The organism is Actinoplanes xinjiangensis (assembly GCF_003148685.1).
Classification (GTDB): Bacteria; Actinomycetota; Actinomycetes; order Mycobacteriales; family Micromonosporaceae; genus Actinoplanes; species Actinoplanes xinjiangensis.
In genome coordinates this window covers 1-12,192 of record NZ_QGGR01000019.1, presented here as the reverse complement: position 1 = coordinate 12,192, position 12,192 = coordinate 1, and the positions used below count along the sequence as shown (strand labels likewise).

Below are 12,192 nucleotides of genomic sequence, written 5' to 3'. Positions count from 1 at the left end.
GATCATCTCGACCATGATCGAAAGAATCGAGTCCTCCGTCCGCCGGTGAGCGTGACAACCGGGCGTGACCTGCCCGAACCGCAGTGCACTCTGTTCGAACACGCTCTGCGTCTTCACAAGCAACATCCCGACGGCGTTCTGCCTCGCGACGGTGAACCGTATCCGGACGAAGACCGTCACCGCTCGCGGCCATCAATCCGGCGTGCGAGGGATCCACGGCTCCACGGGGCCGATGTCGCTGTCATCCTCGACAGGCACTTCCGCCAGCATGACGCGCAGGCGAGTGGACTTGTCGACGCCTTCCACGATGTCTACGTCCCGATCCATCGCAACGACCACATCGTTGCCGCGGCGCTGCGCGCGGACCGGCAACGCGTGCGGCAAACCGGCCGGTGGCTGGTGCGGCACAGCATCGACCGCAATGCCGCTACGGTCGGGCTCGCGCTACTGACCGCCGATTGGGCCGAGGAAGACATACCGCTGATCCAAACCATCGGTCTGCTGTCGGACCATTTCGGGCCGTTGGCCGCCGAGGCGCTGCAACGCCGCCGTGGAGGTGCACAAGCGCTGCAGTGGCTCACCAAGCGCGCCGCCGGCTGGGGCCGGGTCTACCTCGTCGAGGCGCTGTGCCGGCAAGACGCTGCCAGTTCCCGGGCGTGGCTACTGCGTCATGCGAGCGACGGTGATTACCTCAACGGCTACTTCGCCGGCAAGGTTGCCACCACAGCGCACCTGCACGAAGCGATCACCAGCGCCACTGCCGACGACGAGCTGATCGATCACACCGGCCGGCTCCTGCGGACCATGGCGGACTGCGGCGGCATGGGCATGACCCTCGAGCACTACCCGCCAGCACCTGTCGTACTGGCCGCCCACGCTGCTCACCTCGCCCGGCAGTCGCCGACAGCGAACCGGTACGTCGATGCCGCGATGATCGCCGACTATCTGATAGCCCGGCCTCCGAACCGCTGCGGCTGCACAGGCGAGCAGCGGGACCGCATCGTGCAGCAATACCTCGCCGTGCTTGAACAGCCCGAATGGCGCGCTGCGATCCGCGCAGGCCTCAACCCGACCAGCGACTTCTTCGCATGGTTCACCGGCCACGTCGCGGCACGGCTGCGCCTCGGCGCATTCTCCAAGGACACAGGAGATGACGAACGCTGAATCACGCTACCAATCAACAGCAGCAACAACGGTGACCCGACACCTGAGAAGAAGCGGTGGCGCGTCCCCAGCCAACCTCCATGGCGCCGAGCCGCCACTGGCCTCGACGCACTCGCATGCGCGCGATCCGCGCGGCTCAGCCGATAAGGCGGGAACGCGGACGGGCGCTTGCCAAGCCATCGGAAACTGGCGAGCTGAGGGCCGCGTCAATGCTGTAGATTCGCCGCGTCTCGTCGTCTAGGGGCCTAGGATCCCGCGCGCCCTTCGGGGACGCGGAGACGCGGGTTCGAATCCCGTCGAGGCACTTGGCCGACGCCGCAGACGGCGTCGGCCAGCACACTCTCGTGCCGCCGTCCACGCTCGGGCCGGCGGCCGCTGTCACGGCTGGTGGTCAGCTGTGCCGGACCGGCGCCTTGTCGTGCCGATGTGTGGACGTCTGAACGCCGACAGGGAGTCGGCCGTGATCAGTTCGCCTGCACTCGCTCGATGGCGGCGCGGCCGAAGTCGTTGACGATCGTGTAGTCGCTGGCACCCACCACCGGATCGGTCACGAGAACAACGACTACATACCGTCCCACCGCAGCGACGAGGTAGGCGCCCCACCGGTCGCCTTCGTCGTACTGGCGGATGAAAAGCACCGTGTTCGGTCCCGCGGTATCTTCGGCGATGCCGCGAAAGCCTGTGTCACCGCCGCCGGCCCGGCACCGGGCCAGCTGGTCCTTCAGCGTGGCCAGGTAGGCCTGGGCGCCGCCGGGCCGGTAGCGGCCCACATTTTCGTATACTCGGTGTCGCGGGTCGTAGTCTGCCGCCAGACTCCGCTGTGCGATGGGCTGCGGCATCGGCGCATCCGCGCATGGCTGCGGCAGCAACGGGTGGATCAGATCGGGCTCGACCGGACCGGGCTGCGCTCCACCAAGATCCGCCGGCTGCAATATCACGGCTTCGGGTACGGGACGAGGCGCGGCCTGGGCTGGGGAAATGGCCAACGCTGCGCCGAGTAACCCGGCAACGAGACACGAAACGTATCGATTCATGACCGCATCATGCCAATGCCACGCAAAAGGGAGTAGCGCGACTTTGGCATGCCCGCGTGGATACACGGCGTTCGGATTGCCGTGACGGTGACGGCTCGACGAACGCTGCAGTCCACGATCGATGGGCGCCGGGTATGCGACCCTTTCCGGGCCGCGGTGGCATCGTTCTTGTTACGCGAAGCCGGCGCACGCCCTGAGCCGGAGGCACCGGAGCTCCCGATTCGCCGCATGGTGAGGAGCTACGGAACGGCCGGGCGGATCCATGGGTCGAGGATCAGGTGGTCGAGGCCGATCGCGGCGAACTTGTCGTACAGCGGCTGTGTCAGCTGGACCATGTTCACCCGCATCTTGCCGTCCCGCGGGGTGGTGACCGAGTAGATGGCCGCAGCGGGGTCGCCCATCAGCGCCCCGACCGCTTTACCGGTGGTGGCCTGCAGCTTTTCCTGATCGGCGATGCTGTGCCCGCCGGGTGCGGCGACCACGCAGAGGTTGTCGGTGTAGATCGCGGTCAACGCCGCCCGGGCCCGGTCCACGTCGCCGCTCACGACCTCGACCACCAGGATGCGGGCGTTGCCGACGTGCGTCGCGAACGGCTGTGCGAACTGGTCGGCATGCTTATGCAGATACTCGTGGACCTGGTCGTCGATCCAGTCCTCGCCGTCACGCCAGCCACCGCTCGGTGCCGGGCACGGCGGGGTGTCCGGTAGATCGGAGTGGTTCCCGAGATCACCGGCCGACGTGGGCGCGTACGGCTGCCGCTGGATGTCGGACAACCCATCCGGGTGCCATCGGCCGCGCAGGGTCGCGCCGCCCGTCGGGTTCACGCTCGGTACCCGGATGCCGTACGGCAGGTATCGCCGTTGCCCGGGAGCAGGACCGGGGCCGGCGCGCACAGCTCCCCATCGTCGACCGGGCCGCTGGCCTCGACGAGATCGCCGTCCCGGACGATGAGCCCGGCCGGCTCCGCTGGAGCGATCACCCGGACCGGTACTGGTTCCGGTAGTGATACGGGTCCTGGATCTCCTCCTAGTGATGGCGTCTGGTGAACAGCGGACACCAGCGATGCCACGGCCAGGATTGCGGCCCCCGCGGTGGTGACCAGCGCAAGCGGGCCCCGCGGCTTCCGGGTCATGTCCGACTCGGGCGGCGGTGGCCGGGTCGCCTGCCCGAGTTCGCCGGCCGCGATGTGCTGGTCGTCGCTCAGTCCAGGGTCGCGATCATCAGGCACGATCGTTCCTTTGCCGTCTTCCGGGGTCCGCGTATCGGGTCCGACGGTAGGCGGTGATCAACTTCCTGGCGTCCCCCGGGCCAGCGGATCGCGCCTCTGAACGGAGGAGGGCCGTTCGGCAGGCTGCGCACCGATCATCCCGCGGGCGGAGAACCGCCCGTGACCCGATCTTGGTGCGACGGGCACTGAACCGGGTTCACGCGCCGACGTGGATGCCCGGGCGGCGGGCCGGATCGGTTTCGTGCTCGCGGATGATCTCGCGGGCGACGGGGGCGGTGTCGCCGCGGCCGAGCAGGAAGTAGCGGATCATGTGGATGAGCGGGCTGCCTTCGGCCCAGGCGAAGTAGCAGTGCGGGCGTACTCCGGTGGTGTCGCGCAGGGCGAGCAGGATCGCGGCGATGGCGTTCGGCGCGGCGGGCGCCTCGGCGCGCAGGATCCGGTGGCCGTCGACTTCGGCGCCGCGCACGGTGAGGGTGTCGCTGAACGCGGACGGGTCGACGACGTCGATCTCGAGGAAGATCACATCGGCGGTGCCCGGTACGGGGTTGTCGCCGCGCTGTTCGCGTTCCTTGCCGGCGTACTCGGCGGCGTCTCCGGCCTGGCGGCGGTTGGCGATGAGGTTGATCCGGCCGTCGTAGGCGAGGGTGTCGGTGATGAACCGGCGGGCGTCGTCGTCGAACTCGATGCGGTCGGCGCGCAGTTCGGTGGTGCGTGAGACGCGGGAGATCAGGGAGACGACGATGATGCCGGCGATGAACATCGCGGAGATGGTGATGCCGTCGGGTTTGTCGATGACGTTCTCGGCGAGCGCGTAGCAGAGGATCGCGGTGAGCAGTCCGAAGCCGGTCCCGGCGAGGCGCTGACGGGCGCGGAAGGCGGCGACGGTGACGGCGAACGCGCCGGAGACCATCATGGCCAGGATGCCTGTGGCGTAGGCGCCGGCCTGGGCGTCGACGTCGGCGTCGAAGGCGATGGTCAGCACGACGCTGATGATGGTGTAGACGATGACGACCGGCCGGACCGCGCGGCCCCATTCCGGGGCCATGCCGTAGCCGGGCAGGTAGCGGGGGACGATGTTGACCAGGCCGGCCATCGCGGACGCGCCGGCGAACCAGAGGATGAGTACGGTGCTGATGTCGTAGACGGTGCCGAAGACCTCGCCGAGGTGTTCGTGGGCCAGCCAGGCCAGGGCGCGTCCGTTGGCGTCGCCGCCTTCGGCGAACTCGGCGGCGGGGATCAGTACGGTGGTGACGACGCTGCTGGCCAGCAGGTACACGCTCATGATGAGTGCGGCGCCGGTGAGCAGTCTGCGGGTGTTGTGGATCCGCGAGCGCAGCCGTTGCTGCTCGTCGCTTCCGGTGGCGGCGACCAGGGGCATCATGCTGACACCGGTCTCGAACCCGGACAGGCCCAGCACCAGTAGGGGGAAAGCGAGCACAGCGGGCACGATCAGGTCCCCGGCGCCACCACCGCCGGCGGTGAGTGCCGTGGTCCACGCCGACCAGGCGCCGGGCGTGGTGATGATCTCGAGGATGCCGACGGCGATGATGACGGCGTTGAGGCCGAGGAACACCACGACCAGGGGGATGGCGACGCTGACGGCCTCGCTGAAGCCGAGCAGGAACACCCCGCCCAGCAGCAGGAGCAGGATGACGGTGAGCGTGACGGCGTGGCCGTGCAGCACCTGCGGGGCGTGCGGGTTCTCCAGCACGTGCAGGCTGGCGTCGGCCGCCGACAGGGTGATCGTGATGATCCAGCTGGTGGCGACGAAGCCGAGCAGTACCAGCACGAAGATCTTGCCGCGCCAGAACGGCAGCAGCCGTTCGAGCATCGCCACCGACCCGGCGCCGTGCGGGCTCTCCTTGGCGACGCGCCGGTACATCGGCAGCATCCCGAGCAGGGTGAGGGCCACGATCAGGAGGGTGGCCAGCGGAGACACGGCGCCGGCGGCCGCGGCGGCGATCGCGGGCACGTAGGCCAGGCTGGAGAAGTAGTCGACGCCGGTCAGGCACATCACCTTCCACCAGGGGTGCTGCTCGGCGTGTGCTTCGCCGGCGGCCGGTCCGACCGGTTGGACCTGGTGCTTGAGCAGCCACGTCGCCAGTGTTCCGCCGTGCTGTCGGCGCTGGGCCGGGGTGTCGACGACAGCGGGGATCGCGTACGGGGACGGCGTGTGGCCAGGCCTCGGCTGCACGGATTCGTCGGTGGTTCCCATGGCTCGCTTTCTCTGGTGGTTCGGTGGTGCCGTACGGCCCGTTCGCGCGTGCTCGTCGGCCCCGGCAGTGGGTGGCCCCACGTCGAATCCATCCCGCCCATGATCGGGCAGGCGGACGAGCGCGTGCCCGCTGACGGGCGTCAAAAAAGCGTTAACAAACCCGTGCGGCAGACCGGCGAGGGGTTTCTGTGCCTGTCGGCCGGTGCGGATGGCGACCCTGGCAAGTGGACGGTCAGGCCGCGAAACACCGAACGCCCATCGATGCCATCGCGCTGACCAGGGAGTCGATCATGCAGGCGCTTTCGCCGCCTGTTAGGTTAGCCATGCCTTACCTGCTACGAAGTGGAGTTCCCTCGCCATGCGCGCACCCCGATTCCTCGCCGGAATCGTCGCCGTCACCACCGCCCTGGCGCTGAGCGCCTGCGGCGGCTCCGCCGACGAGACCGCCCCCACCACCTCGGGCTCTGCCGCCGCGGCGTTCCCGGTCACCGTCACCCACGCGTTCGGCAGCACCACCATCGAGAAGAAGCCCGAGCGGGTCGCCACCGTCAACTGGGCCAACCACGAGGTGCCGCTGGCCCTCGGCATCGTGCCGGTCGGCTACGCGAAGGCCAACTTCGGTGACGAGGACGGCGACGGCCTGCTGCCCTGGGACGCCGCGAAGCTCAAGGAACTCGGCGCGCAGACCCCGGTGCTGTTCGACGAGACCGACGGCATCGACTTCGAGGGTGTGGCCAACACCAAGCCCGACGTCATCCTGGCCGCCTACTCCGGGCTGACCCAGCAGGACTACGACACCCTCAGCAAGATCGCGCCGGTCGTGGCGTACCCGAAGGCCGCCTGGGCCACCTCGTGGCGCGACAGCATCAAGCTGGAGAGCAAGGCGCTCGGCCTGGCCGCCGAGGGTGACAAGCTGATCACCACCATCGAGAAGCAGATGAAGGACGAGGCCGCCCGCTACCCGAAGCTGGCCGGCAAGTCGGTGATGTTCCTGACCCACATCGACCCGACCGACCTCAGCAAGGTCAGCTTCTACACCACCCACGACACCCGGGCCCAGTTCTTCACCGACCTCGGCATGAAGCACCCGGCGAGCATCGAGAAGGCGTCGGCCGCCACCAGCGAGTTCAGCCTCACGCAGAGCGCCGAGCAGGTGCAGAACCTCAGCGACGTCGACATCATCGTGACCTACGGTGACGCCGAGGGCACCACCCTGGCGACGCTGCAGAAGGACCCGCTGCTGTCGAAGATCCCGGCGATCGCCCGCGGCTCGTTCGTGTCGCTGCCCGGCAGCACCCCGGTGGCCACCGCCGCGAACCCGACGCCGCTGGCCGTCTCCTTCGTCCTCAAGGACTACGTCGACCTGCTCGGCAAGGCCGCCGACAAGCTCTGATGACACGACTGGAAACTCCGTCCGGGCCGGACGTCGCCGCGCTGCGACGCCCGGCCCGGGTGCGACTGGCCTGGCTGCTGGCGGTGGTGGCCGTCCTGGTGGTCGTGATGCTGGCCTCGGTGGCCTTCGGTTCCCGGGTGGTCGGCTGGTCCGACATCGTCGCCGCGTTCGGCGGCACCGACGAGACCCTCGACCAGGCGGCGGTGGTCAAACGCATTCCGCGTACGGTCCTCGCCGCGCTGGTCGGTGCGGCCCTGGCGTTGTCCGGGGCGGTCATGCAGGGCGTCACCCGCAACCCGCTGGCCGACCCGGGCATCCTCGGTGTGAACATGGGCGCGATGCTGGCGATCGCGGTCGCCATGGTGACCATCGGGCTGTCGACCGCCACCGAGTACATCTGGGTCGCCATCGCCGGCGCCGCGCTGTCGGCCGTCTTCGTCTACGGGGTCGGTTCGCTGGGCCGTGGCGGCGCCACCCCACTCAAGATCGCCCTGGCCGGTGCCGCCACCTCGGCCGCGCTGGCGTCACTGGTCGTGGCGGTGGTGCTGCCGCGCGGCGACATCGCCGAGAACTTCCAGTCCTGGCAGGTCGGCGGGGTCGGTGGGGCGAGCTGGGAGAGCATCGGTCACGTCCTGCCGTTCCTGATCGCCGGCCTGGCCGTCTGCCTGCTGTGCGCCCGGCCGCTGAACTCCCTGGCCCTCGGTGACGAACTGGCCGCCGGGCTCGGCGAACGGGTCGTCCTGGTCCGGGGTGCCGCCGCCCTCGGCGCGGTGGTGTTGTGCGGCGCGGCCACCGCGGTCGCCGGGCCGATCGCCTTCGTCGGCCTGATCGTTCCGCACATGTGCCGGTTGCTGGTCGGGCTCGACCACCGCTGGCTGCTGCCGTTCGTCACGCTCGCCGGGGCGGCGCTGCTGACCCTCGCCGACGTCATCGGCCGGGTGGTGAACCGGCCCGACGAGATCGAGGCCGGCATCATCACGGCCCTGGTCGGTGCCCCGTTCTTCATCTACATCGTCCGCCGCCAGAAGGTACGCGAGTTGTGAGCACCACGACCCTCGAGAGCACCACGACACTCGAAACCGTCACCCGTGGCCGGATCCGCCGGGGGCGGCGGCGCCGGACCGTACTGGCCGTGCTCGCCGTGGCCGTCGTTGCGGTCTTCGTCGTCTCGCTGATGGTGGGGCAGACCTTCTACCCGCCCGGTGACGTGTTGCGGGTGATCCTCGGTGAGACCGTGCCCGGCGCCTCCTTCACCGTCGGTGAACTGCGGTTGCCCCGTGCGGTGCTGGCGGCGGTCACCGGCGTGTGCTTCGGGATGGGCGGCGTCACCTTCCAGACCATGCTGCGCAACCCGCTGGCCAGTCCCGACATCATCGGCATCAGCTCGGCGGCGGGCGCTGCGGCCGCCTTCGGGATCATCGTGTTGAACCTGAGCGAGACCGGGGTGTCGGTGTTCGCCATCGTGGCGGCGCTCGGGGTGGCACTGGTCATCTATCTGCTGTCGTTCAAGGACGGGGTGGCCGGCACCCGGCTCGTGCTGATCGGCATCGGTATCGCGGCGATGCTGAACAGCGCCACCTCGTACGTGCTGAATCAGGCCGGGCAGTGGGATCTGCAGGCCGCGACCCGCTGGCTCAACGGCAGCCTCAACGGCTCCACCTGGGACGAGACGGTTCCGGTGCTGGTGGCGTTGGTGGTGTTCGGCCCGATGCTGCTGGCGCGCTCGCGTGACCTGACGATGCTGCAGCTCGGCGACGACACCGCGGCCGCCCTCGGTACCCGGCTGGAACGTACCCGCCTCGTGTCGATCATCGCGGCGGTCGGGCTGATCGCGTTCGCCACCTCGGCCACCGGGCCGATCGCGTTCGTGGCGTTCCTGGCCGGGCCGATCGCCGCGCGCCTGGTCGGTCCGGGTGGCTCGCTGCTGCTGCCGTCGGCGCTGACCGGTTCGCTGCTGGTGCTGGCGGCGGACTTCCTGGGCCAGTTCGCGTTCGACACCCGCTTCCCGGTGGGCGTCGTGACCGGGGTGCTCGGTGCCCCGTACCTCATCTTTCTGCTCGTCCGCACCAACCGCGCCGGAGGCTCCCTGTGACAAGCGACCACACGCCGACGGCCGGGGGAACCACCGCCGCCACCCACACGCTGGCCGTCGAGAAGCTGACCGTCGGCTACGCCGACCGGGTGGTGATCGAGTCGCTCGACCTGCTGGTGCCGCCGGGCCGGATCACGGCGATCGTCGGCGCCAACGCCTGCGGCAAGTCGACGCTGCTGCGGTCGATGTCGCGGCTGCTGGCACCGCGCGCCGGGCACGTGCTGCTGGACGGGCGCGAGGTGCACCGGATGCCGGCCAAGGAACTGGCCCGCACCCTGGGTCTGCTGCCGCAGTCGCCGATCGCCCCGGAGGGGATCACGGTGGCCGACCTGGTCGGCCGGGGCCGCAACCCGCACCAGCGGCTGTTGTCGCGCTGGAGCGCCGCCGACGACCGCGCGGTGGCCGCGGCGCTGGACGCCACCCACACCGCCGACCTGGCCGACCGTTCGGTGGACGAGTTGTCCGGCGGGCAGCGGCAGCGGGTGTGGATCGCGATGGCGCTCGCCCAGCAGACCGACGTGCTTCTGCTCGACGAGCCGACCACGTTCCTGGACGTCAGCCATCAGGTCGAGGTCCTCGATCTGCTCACCGACCTGAACGCGGCCCGCGGCACGACGATCGTGATGGTGCTGCACGACCTGAACATGGCGGCCCGGTACGCCGATCAGCTGATCGCGCTGGCCGGCGGTGGCCTGCACGCGGCCGGGGAGCCCGCCGAGGTGCTGACCGAGGAGTGCGTGCGAACGGTGTTCGGTCTGGACAGTCAGGTCATCACCGATCCGGTGTCGGGCAAGCCGCTGATGCTGCCGATCGGTCGCCACCACGTCAGGTCGGCCGCCGTCATGTGAGACAGCCCGCCGGGGCCTGACGGCGGTTCCGGAACCGGCTCGGCTTTCGACCTCCTTCGATGTGTTGTAACGTCCGCCGGGAGCGCTCCCACCGTTCCCTCGAAGGAGCTTTCCATGCGTCGTCCCCTCCGTGCCCTGCTCGCGGCCGCCCTCACGGCCGCAGCCGGGCTCACCGCTCTCACCCTCGCCGGACCAGCGCAGGCCGACACCCGGATCTGTGAGCAGTACGGCTCCACCACCATCGGCGGCCGGTACGTCGTGATGAACAACCGCTGGGGCACCACCGCCGAGCAGTGCATCAACGTGACCGGCACCGGCTTCAGCATCACCAGCCAGCAGGGCGTCGGCAGCACCAGTGGCGCGCCGGTGTCGTACCCGGCCGTCTACTACGGCTGCCACTACACCAACTGCTCGCCCGGCACCAACCTGCCGATCCAGGTCAGCGCGATCAGCAGCGCCACGAGCAGCATCAACTACACCTTCGTCAACGGCGCCACCTACAACGCGTCGTACGACATCTGGCTCGACCCCACACCGAAGCGGGACGGGGTCAACGCCCAGGAGATCATGATCTGGTTCAACCGGCAGGGCTCGATCCAGCCGATCGGCTCGCGGGTCGGCAGCGCCACCATCGGCGGCCGCACCTGGGAGGTGTGGCAGGGCAGCAACGGGTCCAACGCGGTCGTGTCCTACGTGGCGCCGTCGGCGATCAGCAGCTGGAGCTTCAGCGTCCTGGACTTCATCAACGACGTGAAGAACCGCGGTGCCATCACGAACTCGTGGTACCTGACCAGCATCCAGGCCGGCTTCGAGCCGTGGATCGGCGGCGCCGGGCTGGGCGTCAACAGCTTCTCCGCGAGCGTCAACGGTGGTGGCGGCGGGCCGTCCACACCGCCGTCGAGCCCGGCTCCGGGCGGCTCTGGTTGCCGGGTCACGTACGCCACCAACGTCTGGAACACCGGCTACACCGCGAACGTGACCGTCGCCAACACCGGCGGCAGCGCGATCAACGGCTGGACGCTGGCGTTCACCCTGCCGTCCGGACAGTCCGTGACCGGCTCGTGGAACACCGCACTGACCGGCACCTCCGGCGCCATCACGGCCCGCAACACCAGCCACAACGGCAGCATCCCGGCCGGTGGCAGCACCTCGTTCGGGTTCCAGGGCAGCTACGGCGGGACGTTCGCCGCACCGTCGGCGTTCACCCTCAACGGAACCGCCTGCACCCGGGCGTGACCTGTTCTCGCCGGGCCGCTCCCGCGGCCCGGCGAAGCACGCCCACCCGCGGTGAGCCGCTCACCGCGTCCTGGTCGAAAGCCTCAGCGGCAGCTACCACCAGGTGATCGGCTCCGGCATCCCGCGCGCGCTGCTCGACTTCGCCCGCGCGGTCAACGCCACCCAGATAGTGCTCGGCGCCTCCAGCCGCGGCAGGCTCGCCCAACTGTTCTCCGCGGGCGTGGGCGCCACCACCACCGCCCTGTCCGGGTCGATCGACGTGCATCTGGTCACCCACGAACGCGCCGGGCAAGGCCGCCGCACCCGTCGGATACCCCCGGCACTGTCCCGCGGCCGCCGCATCGCCGGGTTCGCGGCCACCCTGCTCGGACTTCCCGCCCTGACGGCACTGCTGCACACCTGCTCGCCACCGCCGACGAATCGCTCGAGCGACTGACCCGGCTGGTCAGCAATCTGCTCGACATGAGCCGGCTGCAGGCGGGTGCGGTCGGCGTCACCGCGGTGGGGGTGGGCGCTGAAGACGTCGTTCCCCGCGCCCTCGACGATCTGGGCGCGGACGGCCGCCTCGTCGATCTGCGCATCCCCGACGATCTGCCGCTCATCCACGCCGACCCGGGCCTGCTCAATCAGGTGCTGGTCAATCTCGTGGCCAACGCGCTGCGGTTCAGTCCGGCCGGCGAACCGCCGATGGTCACCGCCAGCGCGCACCACGACACCGTCGAACTACGGGTCATCGACCACGGGCCCGGCATCGCCGAGGACCGCTGGGACCATGTGTTCCTGCCGTTTCAGCGACTCGGTGACCTTGACATCTCCCCGCCCTGAAGGGGGCGGGGATTCCACTGGGTCGCCCCAGAGTCGTTCCTGCTTCATCGCCGATCGCCCGCCCGGGAGGTGGTTCCCCGTTGAGGTCTTGCATCAGCTCCACAGGCCGTCACCGCCAGCCCGGCGGCCAGAATGTTGCGGGCCGCGTTCACGTCCC

The 12,192-nt window shown here is 69.6% G+C and carries 10 protein-coding genes, 1 tRNA gene and 1 pseudogene; 9 read left to right on the top strand and 3 right to left on the bottom strand.

Going from position 1 to position 12,192, the window contains the following annotated elements; translation table 11 throughout:
• The first annotated feature begins 45 nt into the window (after positions 1–45).
• Together BC793_RS32985 and BC793_RS49830 are read left to right on the top strand one after the other, a co-directional pair.
• On the top strand, positions 46–1,164 hold the full coding sequence (locus BC793_RS32985) for a hypothetical protein (RefSeq protein ID WP_239170429.1): 1,119 nt from the start codon (positions 46–48) through the stop codon (positions 1,162–1,164).
• Positions 1,165–1,390: 226 nt separating this feature from the next.
• Positions 1,391–1,469, top strand: a tRNA-OTHER gene (locus BC793_RS49830).
• A gap of 159 nt (positions 1,470–1,628) precedes the next feature.
• Here BC793_RS49830 and BC793_RS49085 read toward each other — a convergent pair.
• From BC793_RS49085 to BC793_RS32970, 3 genes are all read right to left on the bottom strand, one after another.
• A complete protein-coding gene (locus BC793_RS49085; RefSeq protein ID WP_146246536.1) occupies positions 1,629–2,198 on the bottom strand; it encodes a hypothetical protein in 570 nt (189 codons plus the stop codon).
• A 239-nt stretch (positions 2,199–2,437) separates the two neighbouring features.
• Entirely contained in the window at positions 2,438–3,022 is a 585-nt protein-coding gene (locus BC793_RS32975) for a hypothetical protein (RefSeq protein ID WP_146246535.1), read from the bottom strand.
• 600 nt (positions 3,023–3,622) lie between these two features.
• Positions 3,623–5,641: an APC family permease gene (locus BC793_RS32970; protein WP_170167305.1), complete on the bottom strand. Its 2,019-nt coding sequence runs from the start codon at positions 5,639–5,641 to the stop codon at positions 3,623–3,625.
• 358 nt (positions 5,642–5,999) lie between these two features.
• Here BC793_RS32970 and BC793_RS32965 point away from each other — a divergent pair, with 358 nt between their 5' ends.
• The 7 genes and pseudogenes from BC793_RS32965 to BC793_RS52875 all read left to right on the top strand — a co-directional run.
• On the top strand, positions 6,000–7,034 hold the full coding sequence (locus BC793_RS32965) for an iron-siderophore ABC transporter substrate-binding protein (protein WP_109599712.1): 1,035 nt from the start codon (positions 6,000–6,002) through the stop codon (positions 7,032–7,034).
• Positions 7,034–8,077, top strand: a complete 1,044-nt coding sequence (locus tag BC793_RS32960; RefSeq protein ID WP_109599710.1) for a FecCD family ABC transporter permease — start codon at positions 7,034–7,036, stop codon at positions 8,075–8,077. Before BC793_RS32965 ends, BC793_RS32960 begins: the two co-directional genes overlap by 1 nt.
• Positions 8,074–9,126: a FecCD family ABC transporter permease gene (locus BC793_RS32955; RefSeq protein WP_109599708.1), complete on the top strand. Its 1,053-nt coding sequence runs from the start codon at positions 8,074–8,076 to the stop codon at positions 9,124–9,126. Before BC793_RS32960 ends, BC793_RS32955 begins: the two co-directional genes overlap by 4 nt.
• 50 nt (positions 9,127–9,176) lie before the next feature.
• Positions 9,177–9,974: an ABC transporter ATP-binding protein gene (locus tag BC793_RS32950; protein ID WP_203896445.1), complete on the top strand. Its 798-nt coding sequence runs from the start codon at positions 9,177–9,179 to the stop codon at positions 9,972–9,974.
• A gap of 114 nt (positions 9,975–10,088) precedes the next feature.
• Positions 10,089–11,210: a glycoside hydrolase family 12 protein gene (locus tag BC793_RS32945; RefSeq protein WP_109599704.1), complete on the top strand. Its 1,122-nt coding sequence runs from the start codon at positions 10,089–10,091 to the stop codon at positions 11,208–11,210.
• Between the two features lie 103 nt (positions 11,211–11,313).
• Entirely contained in the window at positions 11,314–11,646 is a 333-nt protein-coding gene (locus BC793_RS52880) for an adenine nucleotide alpha hydrolase family protein (protein WP_428839530.1), read from the top strand.
• A pseudogene (locus BC793_RS52875) lies at positions 11,607–12,020 on the top strand (sensor histidine kinase); the annotation flags it as partial. The gene BC793_RS52880 and the pseudogene BC793_RS52875, both read left to right, overlap by 40 nt.
• Between the last annotated feature and the right edge of the window lie 172 nt (positions 12,021–12,192).